Origin of the sequence: Rhizobium sp. CB3090 (assembly GCF_029714285.1) — a bacterium.
Taxonomy (GTDB): Bacteria; Pseudomonadota; Alphaproteobacteria; order Rhizobiales; family Rhizobiaceae; genus Rhizobium.
Genome location: NZ_CP121662.1, coordinates 2,601,370 through 2,620,251, shown reverse-complemented (window position 1 = coordinate 2,620,251; position 18,882 = coordinate 2,601,370). Strand labels below are relative to the sequence as shown.

Sequence of the window (18,882 nt, the reverse complement as noted above, 5' to 3'; positions counted from 1 at the left end):
GTCTTGCTCCTCAGGCGATAATGTCGGGAATGATCTGGTCTTCGAGCTTGGTGAGCTTGTCCTTGATGACCAGTTTCTTCTTCTTCATGCGCTGAATGCGAAGCGCATCGCAGCCCGTCTGGATCATGGCGTCGATCGCGGCGTCATAGTCTTCATGTTCCTGGCGCAACCGCGCCACGATCAGCCTGATTTCCGCCTGTTCCTGATCGGCCATGCTCATTTCCCCAATGCCCTGCGGAATCGTGTTCGTTCCGCCTCATAAATCCCGCAAGCTCCTATCACCAAATGATGGTAACGGGAAGTTATCCTTCATCACGAATTTGCCGCCCATAGGCCACGTTTTCGCCTTCGACAAGGGTTCGATATTATGGCACACTGGTAGGGTTGACACCTAGAGCCTTGGCGATGGATGGCCAGGGATCGTAAGAGGAAGGAAGGGTCATATGACTGTTCAAGCTCATCTTGAATCGCTCGAAAAGAAACATGTCGCTCTCGAGGAGGAGCTGCATTCTGCACTGACATCTCCCTCTATCAATGACACCGAAATAGCCGACATCAAGCGCAGGAAGCTGCGCCTCAAAGACGAAATCCAACGTCTGCGATCGTCAGTTCACTGACGCAACGTCTTCCAGAGGACGGAAGCCATCGATCATGGCAAGGAAGACAGGCGGGTCGAAAGGCCCTGAAACAATTCCCTTGTAAGAGACGGTGACTGCTCCCAGTCGATACGGATGCGCCAACTTCAAAACGTGAGGAGTGGGAGTTGGCGCAACTTTCCTGAGAAAGATTGGGCCTGAGAAAGACTGGGCCTGAGAAAGATCGGGAAATTGCCGCAGAGCGTGCAAGGAACCTGATCTCAGCCCCAGAACTGATCCAGCCACAAATTGAGCTTGTCGAAACCGCGGCTGTTGACCGCGTAGATGCGTTTGGTCCCTTCGGTGGTGACGGAAACGAGATTGCTGTCGAGCAGCGCCTTGAGATGCTGTGACACGGCGGGCCGGCTGATCGGCAGGCCCTGCGCCAGTTCGTTGACCGTTTTCGGTGCGCGGCGCAATTCTTCCAGCAGGTAACGCCGGTTCGGATCCGCGATGGCTGCGAAGGGGTCCATGGTCGACATGGCCGAAAACTACGTCAAACGCCCAAGGGCGGCAAGTCAATTGTGCGCCGCAATGATGCGTTGTTTTAGTCGCGGCCTACTTTTGTTGTTGCGGAGGTAAAATATCGGAAATGTCGGGCATGTTCTCATCGGATTTCTTCTTCCAGTAGGCGGCTTGCTGTGGGTCCTTGAGGACCCCCTGCCCCTGTTCGTAGAGCATGCTTAGCCAAAGTGCGGAGAATGGTTCGCCTTGTTCCGCAGCGTTACGAAACAATTCGGCCGCCTTGGTGTAATCCTGAGGTACGCCGCGGCCTGCGAGATACATCCCCCCAAGCGCAAATTGCCCCTTGGCATTGCCCTGTTCCGCCAGCTTTTGGAACCAGAAGGCCGCCTGATTGTCGTCCTGCTTAACGCCTCGTCCGTAAGCGTAGAGAGTGCCGACCATACCCTGAGCGCTCACGTCCCCCTTTAGTGCTCTTTCATGATAGAGCTTGAAGGCGGTGGCATAATCCGACTTCTGATAGGCCGTGAAGGCTTCATCTGGATCGGCGAGGACGACCGTACGAACCGTGCAGAACGCAATGCTCAAAGTCAGTGCGAATATTATGCGCGCTAGTTTCATGTGATTTATCTGCCTCAGCCAGTCGTCGATCAGTCCTCTAGCTTTACTTTGGTACTGCGGTAAATATCAACTTCACGGTTGTATTCACATCGGTCTTTGGTTGTGGGGCAGGCAATGAGCAAAATCAGCACCTGTTGCCCCTTGTCAGCAAGTTCTAACGGATTTACTCACAAGCATCGAATGGGTGCGCCATCCCCTGATAAATGAACGCAAATATGGAAACCCGCATGACCGTGCCCGAAGATCGTTGCCGTCTCGTTCTCATCGTTCCCGATATCGCCGATATCGAAGAGCAGGCGAAGGTGGTGGCCGATGCGCTGAGGGGCGGGGATGTGGCGTCGGTCATCATTCCGCAATATGGTCTCGACGACAGCACCTTTCAGAAGCATGCGGAGAAGCTGGTGCCGGTGGTGCAGGCGGCAGGTGCAGCGGCACTGATCGCCGGAGACAGCCGCGTCGCGGGCCGCGCCAAGGCCGATGGGTTGCACGTTGCCGGCAATCTTGCCGACCTTACCGAGGCGGTCGAGAAATTCGTACCGAAGCTCATCGTCGGCGGCGGCAATGCTACGGACAGGCACAATGCACTGGAGATCGGCGAGCTGCGTCCCGACTACATCTTCTTCGGCAAGCTCGATGGCGACATCAAGCCGGAGGCACACCCGAAAAACCTGGCGCTCGGCGAATGGTGGGCATCGATGATCGAGATCCCCTGCATCATCATGGGGGGCACCGATCCGAAATCGGCGCTGGAGGTGGCTTTGACAGGCGCCGAATTTGTGGCGCTGCGCGGGGCCGTTTTCACCGATCCCTCGGCGGCTCCGTCCATCGTTGCGGAAGTGAATGCGATTCTGGACGAAAAAGCGCCACGGTTTGAAGATTGATAGCAATCCATGTCGCTCACGCCCCGATTCAGTCACCGGTTTTTTCTTGCTGCGCTCGCCGTTGGGCTGACCGCTTTGCCGCCGCTTGTGGCGGCGCAATCGAACAACAGCGATACATCGCTGCCGGGCATCACAACACAGCCGGACAAGGGCGGTCGGCCGACCGATAGCGGACAATCCGACGATGCCGCGCCGCCGGATGAGGCTGCAGCGCCTGATGATAGCGCGCCGACGCCAGGCGACAGTGTGGTGACGCGGCCGTTGGATGCTGCGGCCGGCACATTCAAGACGGAGAAGGTCGGGCCGGGCGCCGAGCCGAAGACGGATGATGCCATCAAGCCCTCTCAAGGTGTAGGCGTCTTCGACCGTATGGGCGCGAAGCTTCCTGATCTGCCGCCGGAAAAGCCCTTCACCGGCAAGGTCGACGAAGCCTATGGCGCCTTCCAGCGTGGCTATTACCTGACCGCGTTTCAGAAAGCCTTGCCGCGAGCGCAGCTCGGTGATCCTTCGGCGCAGACCTTGATTGCCGAATTGATGTCGCAAGGGCTGGGCGTCAAGCGCGACACCAAGGATGCTGCCTTCTGGTATGGCAAGGCAGCCGAGGGCGGCGATACGACTTCGATGTTCAAATACGCGTTGCTCCTGATGGAAGGACGTGACGTGCCGCGCGACGAGAAGAAGGCGGACGAATGGATGAAGAAGGCGGCCGATGCCGGCCAGGCATCCGCCGAATTCAACTGGGGGCAGAGCCTGACCGCAGACAATCCCGGTATCAAGGGCTTGCAGATGGCCCTCCCATATTATGAGAAAGCGGCGCAGCAGGGCATTGCCGATGCGCAATATGCCGTCTCTCAGCTCTATCTCAATCTGCCAGACTTGCCGCAGGAGAAGAAGGCGCAGGCGCGTGAATGGCTGTCACGTGCTGCCAATGCTGGCTTCGACACCGCCCAGCTCGATATGGGCATTTGGCTGATCAACGGTATCGGCGGCAAGCAGGATCTGGAGAACGGTTTCAACTGGATGCGGGTTGCCGCTTATCGCGGCAATGTCGTCGCGCAGAACAAGCTGGCGCATCTCTATATCAATGCACTCGGCACGAAGCAGGATCCGGTCGCCGCGGCGACCTGGTATGTCATCTCGCGCCGCGCCGGCCTCAGAGATCCGGAACTCGAGGATTTTTACCAGGGCATCGAGGACTATCAGCAGAAGGCCGCGATCGAAGCTGCGAACAAATTTCGCAGAGTGCAGTAACGCACCAAACGAATTTGTTAGAACAGAGCGTCGGCGAAAAGATCTTCGTCGTCAGCTTTGGCCGGTGCTGCGGCAGCCGGTGCCGCGCTGGCGTCCATGGCGATGATATCTCGATGGACGTCGCGCTCCTGCGCCATCGTGTAGGTCTTGAAGATGCGGGCGCTGAGCGGCGCGATGATGTCCTCCAAATCGCTCACATCGGCCATATCGCTGCCGGCCATGTCCTCAAGCGTATTGGCACAATTTGCCAGGGTCTCGCCGAGGTCGCGCTGGAAGTCGAGCTTGCCGATCGATAGCATGATCTTGTTTGCCACTTCGCGGCCATGCGCCGAGAGCGTTTCCAACTCGCCATCCATGATATTGGCGGCGGCGCGGATGGTGTCGACGGCCGAGATCAGCCTCTCGTCGAGTTGGTAGTCCGAGGCCTCCTGGCCGGAAGCGACGTGGCCGGCCGCCGTTTCGAGTGATGCGAGGCCGGAGACGATCGCGTCGGCGGATTCATCGAGTTTTGCCGCAAAGATACGCAGTTCGGCGGTGACGACGTTGATCGAGCGACCTTCCTCGCCCATGCGGCTGCAGCGCAGATTCGTGTTGAGCGCCATGTAGTGGATGTCGGTCTTGACCGCGCGGATGGTCTCGATGCGATGCAACAGGTTCGAGGCGGTGCCGAGCGTCGACTGGCTGATGCCGTCGGCCTGAACGCGGGCGGTTTCGACCTGTTTGACGATGGTGTGGGCGGCGGAAACGCTTTGTTCCAGCGCACGCAGCACATTGCCGTCGCTGTCGTTTTCGGGTTTCATGGCGTCGCGCAGCTTCAGGATTTCCTGAGTGTCGTGGCTGAAGCTGGCGATCGTCTTGACGACACTGCCCGACTCCCTCTGGAAATCCGCGACCATGTCGCGCATCTGCGCCGCCGTCAGGTGATGGATGATATTTTCAAGCCGTTGGCAGGCATCGGCATCGAGCTTGCTGCCTTCATTGCTTGCGAGAAATTCTTCGAGAAAGGCGAAGGCGCTTTGTACATGCTCGATGCGCTGGCGGGTGATATCACCGATCTGCAGAGCCGAAAGGGTGGTTGCGACCTTGCTTTGCACGCCGCGGGCAATGGCGCCCACCTCGGCGGCGATTACCGTGAGTTCCCTACGGTGGGCAGCGATGGTGCGGGCATCCTTTTCGAGCGCTGCGACCACTTGCGGAACGTTGCGATCATAGGCCTTCGCGGTGGTGGCGCCAAAGCTCATGGCGACCTTGAGGTCTCGTTCGAGGGCGCCGAGCTGCTGGGCGAAAGTGTTGACTTCATTGGTGCCGGAGTGAATGCGCTCCAGGATTTCCTCGGCAAAACCGGCAAATTCGGCAATGCCCGCGCCGGTGATCTTCACCGTGACGGCGAAGGTGCGCAGATAACGCATGGTCTCCTGCATATCGGTGACATGCGTGTGCAGCTTGGAGCCGGCCTCGGCGAGAACGGCGAAATTCTCCTGGCGCCTGGCTTCGAGGCCGGGTAGGTCGGACAGGCCGCTCACCGTCTGCAACAGATCGGCAGTGGTGTCGCTAGCGCCATCGCTGTCGAGCGCCTTGGTCAGCCGGTCAAGGGACGACAGGAGTTGGTTCAGGACCTCCATGACCGACAGGAGAACAGCGCCGCCGTCGAGAAAGCGTTTCTCAACCTCGGTGCGCGCCGCTTCCAGGGTGCGGCTGAGATCGATCGCCCGCGGGAGTCCCCGGGGGAGATCGATGCGGCGCGCCAGAGCTGTTCCATTTTTCATGTTGGTCCCTTTACTTGGAGAAAGGCTCGTTTGACTCAACTCTTAAATGTGGGATGGAAAATTCCGGTAAATTCTTCGGACTCGTAGACGTTGCATCCCGGACTTTCCCCAGCAGGGTTAAGATTCACTCACCGGAAAGCAAGTGTTTTGAGCTTTTCGATTTAACTACCTGAAATCCTGTTCATATTACTTATTATAAACTTTGAGTGGTCATTTATATCGGGTGAGAAATCACAGCCAAAGAAATGGAGAATTATACAACCTGTGTTTACTGCCTGTTAAGGCTGACATGAGATTCAATAGTTATTGCTCAAGTATTCATATGGTAGCGGAGCTGGATTTGAAATGTCTGATAAATATTCCGAATCTATTTCCCTGCCTGGTATCCTGAACATCAGGAACATTTCCGAAATTCATCAAAGTATGACTGTGAAGTTTCGGGACAGCAAAACGCTTGTCCTCGAAGTTGCCGACGATGCGGAAGTTGATTTGAGCTTCGTACAATTGGTCGAGTCAGCTCGGGTCGAGGCGAAGGCTTCCGGCAAAACACTTCGTCTTTCTTCTCCGGCCAGCGGTTCTGTTTTGAAAGTCTTGCAGAGGGGTGGGTTCGTCGACGCCTTTACGGCGGAGGACGCGCAATTCTGGCTTCATAAAGAGGTACATTCATGAGTGCGAAGATTTTGACTGTCGACGATTCCGCCAGCATCCGTCTGACGACCAAGGTGACGTTGACCAATGCCGGCTATGAGGTCACAGAGGCGGCGAACGGCGCCGAGGGCCTCGACAAGGCCAAGGCCGGACAATTCGATCTCATCGTAACTGACCTCAACATGCCCGTTATGGACGGGCTGACCATGATCGAGGAGCTGCGCAAGCTACCGGCTCATATGGGCGTTCCGATCATCTTCCTGACGACGGAATCCGATGCCGATCTCAAGGCGCGGGCCAAGGCCGCCGGTGCCACCGGCTGGCTGACCAAGCCTTTCGATCCGGAAAATCTCGTCAAGATCATCAGAAAGGTGCTGGGAAGATGAGCTCGACCGATCCAATTGCTGTCTTTCGTACCGAGGCTGCGGAATGCCTGGAGCAGATCGAGGCAGGTCTTTTGGATCTCACGCATCAGCTCGACGACAAGGCTTTGATCGACGCTGTGTTCCGCAGTCTTCATACGCTGAAGGGCTCGGGCTCCATGTTCGGATTCGATGCTCTCGCGGCCTTCACCCACCATTGCGAAACCGCCTTCGACCGCGTTCGCAAGGGCCAGGCGCCGGCAACGGCCGAGCTCGTCGCCGCCGTTCTCGATGCGCAGGACCATATGCGTGCTCTCGTGGACAATCCCAATGGCGATCACGGCGCCACCAGCCAGCGTCTTCTGGCGCAGTTGCAAGCGGCGGTCGGCGGCGATGTTGCAAAACCGGTTCAGGCGGTTGCCGCGGCTACGCCCGTTGTGATCGACAAGCGCAAGACCTGGCGCATTCGCTTCAGTCTTCCGCAGAACGCGATGATCAATGGCACCAATCCGCTGGGGTTGCTGGACGAGCTGCGTGATCTCGGCGAATGCCGCATCCTTGCCAACACCTCGGCCATTCCGCCGCTGAACGCGCTGGTGCCGACGGAACTGCATCTTTCCTGGGATGTGACCGTTACGACCGAGCAGCCGCGGTCAGCCATCGACGATGTTTTCATCTTCGTCATGGACGACATGCAGCTCGATGTCGAGGAAATCGATGGCAATGCAGTTTCTGCAAAACCGGATGAGCCCGCCGTCTCGGCAGTCCCGAAAGCGGTCGCACCCGTTGCGCCGGCAACCGCCGAGGTTGTACCGGTCAAACGGGAGGCGCCGGTGTCTGTTGCCGACCAACGGCAGGCAAAGGCTACGGAAAGCGTTCGCGTTCCGGCTGAGCGTCTGGATGAACTCATGGATCGCGTCGGCGAACTGGTCATCGCACAATCTCGCCTCAGCCAGTTGGCGGGTGCCAGCGCCGATATCGGGCTGAGGTCGGTGTCGGAAGAGATCGAGCGCCTGTCCGGCGAACTGCGCGATACGATGATGGTGCTGCGCATGGTTCCGGTCGCGAGCCTCTTCAATCGCTTCCGTCGCCTGGTGCATGATCTGGCGCGCGAGACCGGCAAGGTCATCGAGCTCGTCACCGAAGGCGAGACGACGGAAGTGGACAAGACCGTCATCGAGCGGCTTGCCGATCCGCTGGTGCATCTGGTGCGCAATTCCATCGACCATGGCCTGGAGCCGCCGGAAGAGCGTCTTGCCGCCGGCAAGGCCGAAGCCGGAACTGTTATATTGTCGGCCCGGCAATCGGGCGGCGAGGTCATCATCTCGATCAAGGATGACGGCCGGGGCATCAATCGCGAGCGCGTTCGCGCCAAGGCGGAATCGTCCGGGCTGATCCAGCCCGGCCAGCAGCTCAGCGATGCCGAGCTTCTGCAGCTCATCTTCGCCCCCGGTTTTTCGACGGCGGCGCAGATCACCAATCTTTCCGGCCGCGGCGTCGGTATGGATGTGGTCAAGAAGACGGTGGAAGCGCTGCGGGGCGCCATCGATATCGTCAGCCTGCCGGGGCAGGGGTCCAATGTATCGCTGCGCATTCCACTGACGCTCGCCATCATCGACGGTCTGCTCGTGCGCATCGGTAGCGGGCGTTATGTCATTCCGCTATCGGCGGTCGAAGAATGCCTGGAACTGTCATTGGAAGAGGACCTGCGCTCGCGAGGCCGCAGCTTCATCTCGCTGCGCGACAGCCTGGTGCCGTTCCTGCGGTTGCGGGACGTATTCCGCACCGGCACCAAGCCGGATGTGCATCAGAAGGTCGTCGTCATCTCGACCGGCACCGAGCGGGTGGGCCTGGTGGTCGACCAGATCATCGGCGACCATCAGACGGTGATCAAATCCATGTCGAAGCTGCACAATGATGTCGCGCATTTCTCCGGGGCCACGATCCTCGGAGACGGCAGCGTCGCTCTCATTCTCGATGTCGTGCATCTGGTCGCGGCCGGCCAGCAACAGGAGGCGCATCTGCGTGCAGCGGGATGAGCGAAACAGCCATGAAATCCGACAATCTCTGGAATGGCACTCATTGGAATGATGCCGGCGAGATCGAGGTTCTGACCTTCGATCTCAACGGTGAAACCTTCGCCCTGGAGGCGATCATGGTTCAGGAAATCCTGGACATTCTGCCGGAAACCGCCGTTCCCGGCAGCCAGCCCTTCGTGGGCAGCGTCATCAACTTTCGCGGCAAGGTGATCCCCCTTGCCGATCTTCGCCTCGCTTTCGGCATGGAAGCGGCGGAAGCGACTATCGATAGCCGTATCATCGTTATCGAACTTGACCTGCAGGATGAACCCACGCTCGTGGGTCTGCGGACCGACAAGGTGAATGAAGTCACCACACTTGCAAAAGCTTCCAGCGAAGCACCGCCTAGCGTGGGGATGCGTTGGCGTCCCGACTACATCAACTGCCTGGTCAAGCGCGGAGGGGAATTCATCATTCTCCCCAATCTGCAGGCGATTTTTTCCGCCCGGCAAAATAAGGCGCTTTCCGCCTGATCATCGCCGTGGCCGAATTTTCGAGGGAACGAAGACGATGCGTCTAACGATCAAAGCCAAGCTGGTGGGGGCGTTCGCCTTCATCATCCTCATGCTGATAGGCACGGCCGGCTACGGCATCATGAGCCTCAGCGCTTTCAACGACACCATCAGCAACGTGCTTGAAGGGCCTGCAGCGCGGCTGGAATTGACACAGCAGATCAACATCTCCCAGCTCCAGGTTATTCGCCAGCAGAAGAACCTTCTTGCTGCCCATAGCGACGACGAAACCAAGGCAGCGCTTGCTGCCGGCGACGTGGCACGCAAGCAGCTCGCCGACACCCTGGCCGCCATAGGCAAGATTGTGACGGATGAGAGCCGCGCGCATTGGGACGCCGTCGAAGCCATCGCCGCGAAGTTCATCCAGGCCGACGACCAGATTCGGCAACTGCTGAAGGCAGGCGATAAGGAAGGTGCCAACAACATCTCCGTTACCGACGCCCGCAAGGCCGCCAATGACATCGGCAACGCTCTCGACGATCTGCTCGCCGCAGAGAAGCAGAAAATGAAGGAAGCGGATGACGGCGCTGACGTACAATATAACGGCACCCGCCTGACGATGCTTGTTGCCGCCGGTTTGGCGCTGCTGATTGCCGCCGTGACCGCTTATTGGATCGCAAATACGATCAGCAAGGGTCTTGCCCGCGCCAACAGCGTGGTTCGGGAGGTTTCCGAGGGCGATCTGACGAAGACGGCTCAGATTACCAATCACGACGAAATCGGCGAATTGCTGGGCAACGTCAACGTCATGATCGAACGTCTGCGTGGTGTCGTCGCCGATGCGCTGGGTGCGGCCGACAACGTCTCCTCGGGCAGCCAGGAGCTTTCGGCAAGTTCGGAGCAGGTGTCGCAGGGCGCAACCGAACAGGCGGCTTCGGCTGAAGAAGCCTCGGCTTCGATGGAGCAGATGGCAGCCAATATCAAGCAGAATGCCGACAATGCCGCCCAGACGGAAAAGATCGCCCGGCAGTCCGCCAAGGACGCAGAAGCAAGCGGCGATGCGGTCACCCGCGCCGTCAGCGCCATGCGCACCATCGCCGAGAAGATCGGCATCGTGCAGGAGATCGCCCGCCAGACCGATTTGCTGGCGCTGAACGCGGCTGTCGAAGCGGCCCGTGCCGGCGAACATGGCAAGGGCTTTGCGGTCGTCGCCTCGGAAGTGCGCAAGCTTGCCGAACGCAGCCAATCGGCCGCTGCCGAGATCAGCTCGATGTCGAGCGATACCGTCAAGGCCGCAGCCGAAGCCGGCGAGATGCTTGGCCGCCTGGTGCCGGATATCCGCAAGACGGCCGAACTCGTCTCCGAGATCAGCGCCGCCTGCCGCGAGCAGGATATTGGTGCGGCCCAGATCAACGAGGCGATCCAGCAGCTTGACAAGGTGACGCAGCAAAATGCCGGCGCTTCGGAAGAAATGTCGGCCACTTCGGAAGAGCTGGCCGCTCAGGCCGAAGAGCTGCAGGCCTCCATCGCCTTCTTCAAGGTCGATGCCGCGGGCACCAAAGTCACCGCCAGAAAGCCGCCTGTCACGGCAGTTCACAAGATGGCCGCAACGCCGCTCGCCAACCGCCGTATCACGTCTGCTGCTCCTGCGCAGACCGTCGCTGCCCAGCAGGCTCGTGCCAAGGGTTTTGCCCTCGATCTTTCCATGGGCGGCCCGGATGCCGGCGACGCGGATTTCCGCGAAAGCGCCTGAGCGCTTCTCCGATGACTTCCGTCGGGACCTTTTGGTCCCGGCGTTCTGATATCCCCAACGTGTGTATGCGTTGGCGTCGTGGTTCTTGAGATGTCCGGTGACGGGGAGGTGAATGGATCGCTTTCCCCGGTTCGAAGGCTCTTTTTATCGGTACGACGCTGTCAAACGGTGACGCCGTTCCGCAATACCCATTTAGCCTCTTTATCTCGGGGATAGGACAATGCGCTTCTCCATCAAACTGAAATTAGGTCTCGCCTTTGGCACCATGACGCTGCTTTTGATCGGCATCGCGGCCTATAGCAGCATCAGCCTTGGTCACCTCAACGATGCCAGCAACGGAATGACGGCCGGTCCTGTCAAACAGTTGCAAACTGCGCTCGACGCCAATATCGCAGCCGTGGAAGCCATTCGGGCGCAGAAAGATGCGCTGATTGCCAATGGCGATGCCGAAACTGCCTTCTACAAGGAATCCAGCACTCATCTCGATACCATGTTCTCTCAAGCCCAGGACGGGCTTGCTATCGCCACCGCGGAAGGCAAACCCCTCTGGGAGAAACTGATATCGCTCGGCCAGACCTTCCGCCAGCGTTCCACCGATCTGGAGGCCCTCGAGGCCAAAGGCGATCACGCCGGCGCCGAGGCGCTTTCGGACGGTGAATTGACCGACCTCAGCAAACAGATGACCGGCGCGATCAACAGTCTCGTCGAGATCCAGAAAAAGATATTGGCGGCCACGGATGTGGCCGGCGACCGGCTTTATGAAGACACGCTGATGATCCTGGCTGGCGTTTCCGCTGTCGCCTTGATCATCGCATTGAGCGCCGCCTTCTGGATTACGCTCGGAATCAATCGCGGCCTGGCCAAGGTGTCCGACATCGCCAAGGCTGTGGCGATCGGCGACCTTGATCAGAAGGTCGAGGTCAAGACAAATGACGAGATCAAGGATCTGATCGATACCGTCAACGTCATGACCTCAAACCTGCGCGCCACCGCCGACGTGGCGGACCGCATCGCGATGGGCGATCTTTCCGTTGCCGTGAAGCCGCTCTCCGACAAGGATGTTCTCGGCCTGGCGATGCAGCGCATGGTCGCCAATCTGCGCGTCACATCCGATATCGCCACGAAGATTTCCGATGGTGACCTGACGGTCACGCCGAAGCCGCTTTCCGACAAGGATGTCCTTGGGCTGGCGCTGGAGCAGATGGTGGAACGTCTGCGTGGTGTCGTCGCCGATGCGCTGGGTGCGGCCGACAACGTCTCCTCGGGCAGCCAGGAGCTTTCGGCAAGTTCGGAGCAGGTGTCGCAGGGCGCAACCGAACAGGCGGCTTCGGCTGAAGAAGCCTCGGCTTCGATGGAGCAGATGGCAGCCAATATCAAGCAGAATGCCGACAATGCCGCCCAGACGGAAAAGATCGCCCGGCAGTCCGCCAAGGACGCAGAAGCAAGCGGCGATGCGGTCACCCGCGCCGTCAGCGCCATGCGCACCATCGCCGAGAAGATCGGCATCGTGCAGGAGATCGCCCGCCAGACCGATTTGCTGGCGCTGAACGCGGCTGTCGAAGCGGCCCGTGCCGGCGAACATGGCAAGGGCTTTGCGGTCGTCGCCTCGGAAGTGCGCAAGCTTGCCGAACGCAGCCAATCGGCCGCTGCCGAGATCAGCTCGATGTCGAGCGATACCGTCAAGGCCGCAGCCGAAGCCGGCGAGATGCTTGGCCGCCTGGTGCCGGATATCCGCAAGACGGCCGAACTCGTCTCCGAGATCAGCGCCGCCTGCCGCGAGCAGGATATTGGTGCGGCCCAGATCAACGAGGCGATCCAGCAGCTTGACAAGGTGACGCAGCAAAATGCCGGCGCTTCGGAAGAAATGTCGGCCACTTCGGAAGAGCTGGCCGCTCAGGCCGAAGAGCTGCAGGCCTCCATCGCCTTCTTCAAGGTCGATGCCGCGGGCACCAAAGTCACCGCCAGGAAGTCGCCCGCCAAGGCGGCTAGCCGGGCTCCTGCGGCGACCGTTCATCAGCAAAAGGCGGCGAAGCCGATCACGGTTCAGGCGCAGCAGGCACGTCTCAAGGGTTTTGCTCTCGATCTCTCCATGGGCGGCCCGGACGATGGCGACGACGAATTCAAGGAAAGTGCATGACCATGGCTACACCCGCTCTGGAAGCGCAATTCGTCACCTTCAGCCTCGGCGAGGAAGTCTTCGCCGTGCCTGTCGAAGTCGTCCGCGAAATCCTCGATTATGCCGAGGCCTTCAAGATTCCGAACGGGCCGGATTACCTGCTCGGCTTGCGCGATGTGCGCGGGCAGGGCGTGCCGACCATCGATCTCCGGCTGAAGCTCGGTCTCTCCAAGACTGTGCCGACTCCGCATACCCGCGTGTTGGTGCTGGATATTCCGATCGAGGCAAAGATACTGACGCTCGGCCTCGTCGCCGATCGCGTCTTCGAAGTCACGCCCTTCCGGCGTGACCAGATCGAGGCGGCGCCCGATATCGGCGTGCGCTGGCGTTCCGACTACATCGCCGGCGTCGTGCGGCGGGAGAATGGCTTCGTCGTCATCGTCGATCTCGCGCGCTTGCTGTCGCGGGAAGACACCGTCGCGCTCGATCCGCATCGCGCCGGTCATGCTGCATAGGAATTCGTCAGGGAGTGGATGGATGGGAACGGCCGTCGTTCAGGAAAGTCAAATCATCGGTGACCGCATCAGCAAGCGGAATTTCGAGAAGCTGGCGCGTTTCATCTATGATTACAGCGGCATCAAGATGCCGTCGACGAAACTGACGATGCTGGAGGGGCGGTTGCGGCGGCGCTTGCGCGCCACCAGCATTACGTCATTCGACGAGTATTGCGATTTCCTGTTCAATCATGGCGGCCTCGAACAGGAGTCGGTCTATCTCATCGATGCGGTGACGACCAACAAGACCGATTTCTTCCGCGAAGCCAAACACTTCGAATTCATGCAGACCGTGGCCTTGCCAATGCTGATGCGTGCCGGTCATCGCCGCCTGCGTGCGTGGAGTGCTGCCTGCTCGACTGGGGCTGAGCCCTATTCCATGGCGATGGTGTTGGAGGAATTCTCCGAAAGTGAAGGCGGCATCGATTACGCGATCCTCGCGACCGATCTCAGTACCGACGTGCTGCAATCGGCCAGAAGCGGCATCTACACCGACGATATGGTCTTGCCGGTTCCGGCCGAACTGAAGCGCAAATATGTCATGGCCGCTAAAGTGCCGGGCAGGCGGGAAGTGCGCATCACGCCCCGACTGCGCTCGAAGATCGGCTTTGGCCGGATGAACCTGATGGATGAGAAATATCAGGTGGGCGATGCCATGCACATCATCTTCTGCCGCAACGTTCTCATCTATTTCGACAAGCAGACGCAGGCTGGCGTTCTGTCGCGCCTCTGCGACTGTCTGGTGGTCGGCGGCTATATGTTCATCGGCCACTCGGAATCGATCACCGGCTTCGACCTGCCGCTGAAACAGGTTTCCAATACGGTCTTCCAGCGAATCTAGGGCAGGTCGTCATGCCGAAGAAAATCCGCGTGCTGATCATCGATGACTCCGCCAGCGTTCGTCAGACGCTTGCAACGCTTTTGGCTGACGACCCCGAGCTCGAGGTCATGGGGGTGGCGAACGATCCATTCATGGCCGCGCGCAGGATCCAGGAGGAGGTGCCCGATGTCATCACGCTGGATGTCGAGATGCCGCGAATGGACGGCATCACCTTCCTGCGCAAGCTGATGTCGCAGCGGCCGATCCCGGTCGTCATGTGCTCGTCTCTGACGGAGGCGGGTTCGGAGACGTTGCTGCAGGCGCTGGAGGCCGGCGCGGTGGATATCATCCTGAAGCCGCGGATCGGCGCCGCCGATTATTTGGCCGACGAGGCGATGCGCATCCGTGAGGTGGTCAGAAGTGCATCGCATGCCAGGATGCCGAATGTCCGGCGCGCCCAAGCACGTTCGGCATCCGCTTCGGGACCAGCCAAGAAGCTGACCGCCGACGCCATGCTGCCGCCGCCAACCGGCCGAGCCATGGCGAAGACGACCGAGATGGTGGTCTGCGTCGGCGCCTCGACAGGCGGCACCGAGGCGCTACGTGAGATGCTGGAGGCGCTGCCCGCCAATGCGCCAGGCATGGTCATCGTCCAGCATATGCCGGAGAAGTTCACCGCCGCCTTCGCCAAGCGGCTGAACAGCCTCTGTGAAGTCGAGGTCAAGGAAGCGGTCGATGGCGATCCGGTTCTGCGCGGCCATGTGCTGATCGCCCCCGGAGACAACCACATGATGCTGGAGCGACAGGGCGCGCGTTACCATGTGGCTGTCAAGACTGGGCCCTTGGTCTCTCGCCACCGGCCCTCGGTCGATGTGCTCTTCCGCTCGGCGGCGCGGGCGGCCGGATCGAACGCCATGGGTATCATCATGACAGGCATGGGCGACGACGGTGCACGAGGCATGTTCGAGATGAAACAAGCCGGCGCCTATACCGTTGCCCAGGACGAGGCCACTTCCGTCGTTTTCGGCATGCCGAAGGAGGCGATCGCCCGCGGCGGCGTCGATCGAGTGGTGCCGCTTGAGCAGATCGCCCGCGAGATTCTGATCGCGCAGCAGAAGTTTTAGAGAATCTTATCCGCCTACGCGTGTTGGCTCTATGTGCTTTTGACCGGGGCGAACGGTCTTGCGACGTCGGTCCGATGAGAAAACCAGGCCTTCCACCTCGCTCTACTTGAAATTTCCCCGATTTTGTGGTCTTGAGGCCGCCAATCTTTATTGCGCTGCCGATCCCGCCCCACCGGGGCCTGTCTTCAGGTCCGGTCAGTGCCTTCTATATTATCCAAGGAAGCCCGATGGCCCGTTCTGCTCTTCTCAATGTCATGGTTCAGGCTGCCCTCAAGGCAGGCAAGTCGCTCAGCCGCGATTTCGGCGAGGTGCAGAACCTGCAGGTTTCGGTGAAGGGACCGGGCGATTTCGTCAGCCAGGCCGATCTCAAGGCGCAGAAGATCATCCATGACGAGCTGCTGAAAGCGCGGCCGACCTATGGCTTCCTCGGCGAAGAGAGCGAGGAGATCAAGGGCACCGACGGCGCGCATCGCTGGATCGTCGATCCCCTCGACGGCACGACCAACTTCCTGCACGGCATTCCGATGTTCTCCATATCGATCGCGCTGGAGCGCAATGGCGAGATCGTCGGCGGCGTCGTCTTCAATCCGGCGACGGACGAGCTTTACACCGCCGAGCGTGGCGGTGGCGCCTTCCTCAACGACCGACGCCTGCGCGTCGCATCGCGCCGTGTGCTGTCGGATTGCGTCATCGGCTGCGGCGTTCCGCATCTTGGCCGCGGCAACCACGGCAAGTTCCTGGTCGAACTGCGCCATGTCATGGGCGAAGTCGCCGGCATTCGCCGCCTCGGTTCCGCAGCACTCGATCTCGCTTATGTCGCCGCCGGTCGCTTCGATGGATTCTGGGAAATGGGGTTGTCGCCCTGGGATATGGCGGCCGGTATCCTGCTGGTACGCGAAGCCGGCGGCTTCGTCCTGGATTTCGACGGCGGCAACGATATGCTCGGTAACGGCTCGATCATCTGCGGCAACGAGCACATTCAAAAGGCGCTGGCCGAAGTCGTCAAGCGGCCTATCCCGACGAAATAAGGATCGTCCTCCAGCAATTGCCTGCGGCAAAACAGGCTGTTGCCAACGGATTGTTTTGTGTTTTCCGTCTCTTCAATTCGGCACAATGTTGCTCTAGTCTCCGGGGCGGAGAATGCGGAGGCGAAGCGTGCGATGGAAAATGTAAATCTGGGGGATCTGGGGTCGACCGACAATGTGTCGGGCAATTATACCTACAAGCTCTCCAGCCCGATGGCCTTCTTTTGGACGATGATCCTTTTCCTGATCATCGTCGGTTTTATCGTAGCGATCCTGTTTCGCCAGGCTCAAGTTGCCTTCCTGCATAATCCCGGCCTGAATGGATTGATCCTTGGCGTGTTGGCCGTCGGCATTCTGTTGGTTTTCAATCATGTCCTGATGCTTAGGCCGGAAGTCCGCTGGTTCAACCATTTCCGTGCCGTCGGCAATGCTGCCGACAAGGTCGGCCGCAATCCGCGGCTTCTGGCGCCGATGAGGGCGCTGATCGGCAACCGTCGCGCCATGCAATTGTCGACGGCGACGCTGCGCTCGATCCTCGATTCCATTGCCACTCGCCTCGACGAGTCGCGCGACACGTCGCGCTATCTCATCGGCCTGCTCGTTTTCCTCGGGCTGCTCGGCACCTTCTGGGGTCTGATCGGCACGATCGGCTCGATCAACGATGTCATCCAGAACCTCGATGTCGGCTCCGGCGATACCGGCGATATTCTCGGCGCCCTGAAGACCGGCCTTTCCGGCCCGCTGGTCGGCATGGGCACAGCGTTCTCCTCCTCGCTGCTCGGCCTTTCCGGCTCGCTGATCCTCGGTTTTCTCGACCTTCAGGCCGGTCGCGCGCAGAACCGCTTCTATACCGAACTGGAAAACTGGCTTTCTTCCGTCACCGATGTCGGCTCGGATATCACTCCCGTCATCGAAGGCGCCAGCGGCGCATCCTCCGAGGATGTGCGGGTGCTTTCGGAATATCTGCGCAAGATCGCGGAAGAGGGCGGCGGCGGCCAGCGTTCGGTGACGGCGATGGCGAACCTCGCCGAAGGCATCCAGGGTCTGGTCAAGAACATGCGCAACGAACAGCAGATGCTGCGCGACTGGATCGAAGCGCAGCAGGAAGAGGCGAAGTCGATGCGCCGCACGCTCGACCGCCTCGCCGACCGCATCAGCCACACCGAGAAGACCGGGAGCAAGTAAATCATGGCGCTCGCGCGAAACAGTCGCCATAAGAGAACCGTCGACTATTGGCCGGGGTTCGTCGATGCGCTCTCCACGCTGCTGATGGCGATCATGTTCCTGCTGACGGTGTTTGTCGTCGGCCAATTCATCCTGAGCCGCGAAATTTCCGGCCGCGACGAGGTGCTGAACCGCCTCAACAGTCAGATCAACGAATTGACGCAGGCATTGGCGCTCGAAAAGAGCGGTAAGCAGGATCTGGAGGATTCCGTTGCCAATCTGCAGGCGTCGCTTTCGGCGGCAGAGGGTGAACGCTCGCGGCTGCAGACACTGCTCGACGCTGGTTCCGGCAACAGTCAGGCCGCGCAACAGCGAGTAGGCACGCTGACACAGCAGCTTGACGAGCAGAAGCAGGCAAGTGCCCGCGCGTTGAGCCAAGTCGATCTTCTCAACCAGCAAATTGCCGCGCTGCGCAGCCAGATCGCCGCTGTCGAGGCCGCTCTGCAATCGTCGGAGCAGAAGGATCAGACGTCGCAGGTGAAGATCGCTGATCTTGGACGCCGGCTGAATGTGGCGTTGGCGCAGCGCGTGCAGGAGCTTAACCGTTATCGTTCCGACTTCTTTGGGCGCTTGCGCGAAATCCTCTCCGACCGTGACAATATCCGCATCGTCGGCGACCGCTTTGTCTTCCAGTCGGAAGTGCTCTTCCCTTCGGGTGCGGCTGATCTCAATCCGGACGGCCAGGCAGAGATGGTCAAACTCGCCGCCGCGCTAATCGATCTTTCCAAGGAAATTCCCCCCGAGATCAACTGGGTGCTGCGTGTCGACGGCCATACCGACAATGTGCCGCTCTCAGGCAACGGCCGTTATCCCGACAACTGGGCGCTGTCGTCGGCTCGCGCCATCGCCGTCGTCAAGTTCCTGATCGCCCACGGCGTCCCTGCGGATCGGCTTGTTGCGGCCGGATTCGGCGAGTTCCAGCCGATCGCTCCGGGCGATACGCCGGAAGCCCGCGCCACCAACCGCCGCATCGAGTTGAAGCTGACGGAGAAATAATCGTCAGTTTCTGCCGGTCAGAAGAATATCGATGCGACCGCCGGCGAAACGGCTTCTGGCCCGTTCGATGCTGTGAGCACGACGGATGCCGATTTCGGCAGGCGAGAGCGCATT

The 18,882-nt window shown here is 59.9% G+C and carries 19 protein-coding genes; 15 read left to right on the top strand and 4 right to left on the bottom strand.

The genetic code is table 11. From position 1 onward, the window contains the following. Nucleotides 1–10 precede the first annotated feature (10 nt). Nucleotides 11–214, bottom strand: a complete 204-nt coding sequence (locus QA646_RS12700) for a DUF465 domain-containing protein (protein ID WP_028752913.1) — start codon at nucleotides 212–214, stop codon at nucleotides 11–13. A 229-nt stretch (nucleotides 215–443) separates the two neighbouring features. Here QA646_RS12700 and QA646_RS12695 point away from each other — a divergent pair, with 229 nt between their 5' ends. Further along, nucleotides 444–617, top strand: a complete 174-nt coding sequence (locus tag QA646_RS12695) for a DUF465 domain-containing protein (protein ID WP_081670329.1) — start codon at nucleotides 444–446, stop codon at nucleotides 615–617. 239 nt (nucleotides 618–856) lie between these two features. On the opposite strand, the gene QA646_RS12690 is transcribed toward QA646_RS12695, so the two are convergent. Both QA646_RS12690 and QA646_RS12685 read right to left on the bottom strand, forming a co-directional pair. Continuing rightward, nucleotides 857–1,117, bottom strand: a complete 261-nt coding sequence (locus QA646_RS12690) for a metalloregulator ArsR/SmtB family transcription factor (protein ID WP_028752915.1) — start codon at nucleotides 1,115–1,117, stop codon at nucleotides 857–859. Between the two features lie 76 nt (nucleotides 1,118–1,193). Then, complete coding sequence (locus QA646_RS12685; protein WP_283055801.1) at nucleotides 1,194–1,718, bottom strand: tetratricopeptide repeat protein; 525 nt, start codon at nucleotides 1,716–1,718, stop codon at nucleotides 1,194–1,196. A 227-nt stretch (nucleotides 1,719–1,945) separates the two neighbouring features. Here QA646_RS12685 and QA646_RS12680 point away from each other — a divergent pair, with 227 nt between their 5' ends. Both QA646_RS12680 and QA646_RS12675 read left to right on the top strand, forming a co-directional pair. Beyond that, the gene (locus QA646_RS12680; RefSeq protein ID WP_283055800.1) at nucleotides 1,946–2,599 is read left to right on the top strand and encodes a thiamine phosphate synthase; all 654 of its coding nucleotides are present in this window, start codon (nucleotides 1,946–1,948) and stop codon (nucleotides 2,597–2,599) included. Between the two features lie 9 nt (nucleotides 2,600–2,608). Then, a complete protein-coding gene (locus QA646_RS12675) occupies nucleotides 2,609–3,850 on the top strand; it encodes a tetratricopeptide repeat protein (protein ID WP_283055799.1) in 1,242 nt (413 codons plus the stop codon). 17 nt (nucleotides 3,851–3,867) lie between these two features. On the opposite strand, the gene QA646_RS12670 is transcribed toward QA646_RS12675, so the two are convergent. Continuing rightward, nucleotides 3,868–5,616, bottom strand: a complete 1,749-nt coding sequence (locus QA646_RS12670; RefSeq protein ID WP_283055798.1) for a chemotaxis protein — start codon at nucleotides 5,614–5,616, stop codon at nucleotides 3,868–3,870. Between the two features lie 345 nt (nucleotides 5,617–5,961). On the opposite strand from QA646_RS12670, the gene QA646_RS12665 reads away from it, so the two are divergent. From QA646_RS12665 to QA646_RS12610, 12 genes are all read left to right on the top strand, one after another. Then, nucleotides 5,962–6,285, top strand: coding sequence for an STAS domain-containing protein (locus QA646_RS12665; RefSeq protein WP_283055797.1), 324 nt, complete (start codon nucleotides 5,962–5,964; stop codon nucleotides 6,283–6,285). Further along, nucleotides 6,282–6,650 (top strand): response regulator, encoded by a 369-nt coding sequence (locus QA646_RS12660; protein WP_283055796.1) that lies wholly within the window; start codon nucleotides 6,282–6,284, stop codon nucleotides 6,648–6,650. Before QA646_RS12665 ends, QA646_RS12660 begins: the two co-directional genes overlap by 4 nt. Next, nucleotides 6,647–8,665, top strand: a complete 2,019-nt coding sequence (locus QA646_RS12655) for a chemotaxis protein CheA (protein WP_283055795.1) — start codon at nucleotides 6,647–6,649, stop codon at nucleotides 8,663–8,665. Before QA646_RS12660 ends, QA646_RS12655 begins: the two co-directional genes overlap by 4 nt. Further along, the gene (locus QA646_RS12650) at nucleotides 8,662–9,177 is read left to right on the top strand and encodes a chemotaxis protein CheW (RefSeq protein ID WP_283055794.1); all 516 of its coding nucleotides are present in this window, start codon (nucleotides 8,662–8,664) and stop codon (nucleotides 9,175–9,177) included. Before QA646_RS12655 ends, QA646_RS12650 begins: the two co-directional genes overlap by 4 nt. A 37-nt stretch (nucleotides 9,178–9,214) precedes the next feature. Next, nucleotides 9,215–10,909, top strand: a complete 1,695-nt coding sequence (locus QA646_RS12645; protein WP_283055793.1) for a methyl-accepting chemotaxis protein — start codon at nucleotides 9,215–9,217, stop codon at nucleotides 10,907–10,909. A gap of 220 nt (nucleotides 10,910–11,129) precedes the next feature. Then, entirely contained in the window at nucleotides 11,130–13,046 is a 1,917-nt protein-coding gene (locus QA646_RS12640; RefSeq protein WP_283055792.1) for a methyl-accepting chemotaxis protein, read from the top strand. Beyond that, nucleotides 13,043–13,540, top strand: coding sequence for a chemotaxis protein CheW (locus tag QA646_RS12635; RefSeq protein WP_283055791.1), 498 nt, complete (start codon nucleotides 13,043–13,045; stop codon nucleotides 13,538–13,540). The genes QA646_RS12640 and QA646_RS12635 overlap by 4 nt, the downstream gene beginning before the upstream one ends. A 22-nt stretch (nucleotides 13,541–13,562) precedes the next feature. After that, a complete protein-coding gene (locus QA646_RS12630; protein WP_283055790.1) occupies nucleotides 13,563–14,420 on the top strand; it encodes a CheR family methyltransferase in 858 nt (285 codons plus the stop codon). Nucleotides 14,421–14,431: 11 nt separating this feature from the next. Further along, a complete protein-coding gene (locus QA646_RS12625) occupies nucleotides 14,432–15,523 on the top strand; it encodes a chemotaxis response regulator protein-glutamate methylesterase (RefSeq protein WP_283055789.1) in 1,092 nt (363 codons plus the stop codon). A gap of 227 nt (nucleotides 15,524–15,750) precedes the next feature. Continuing rightward, the gene (locus QA646_RS12620; protein ID WP_283055788.1) at nucleotides 15,751–16,551 is read left to right on the top strand and encodes an inositol monophosphatase family protein; all 801 of its coding nucleotides are present in this window, start codon (nucleotides 15,751–15,753) and stop codon (nucleotides 16,549–16,551) included. A gap of 132 nt (nucleotides 16,552–16,683) precedes the next feature. Continuing rightward, complete coding sequence (locus tag QA646_RS12615) at nucleotides 16,684–17,733, top strand: MotA/TolQ/ExbB proton channel family protein (protein WP_283055787.1); 1,050 nt, start codon at nucleotides 16,684–16,686, stop codon at nucleotides 17,731–17,733. A 3-nt stretch (nucleotides 17,734–17,736) separates the two neighbouring features. Then, nucleotides 17,737–18,768 (top strand): peptidoglycan -binding protein, encoded by a 1,032-nt coding sequence (locus QA646_RS12610; RefSeq protein ID WP_283055786.1) that lies wholly within the window; start codon nucleotides 17,737–17,739, stop codon nucleotides 18,766–18,768. Nucleotides 18,769–18,882 lie beyond the last annotated feature (114 nt).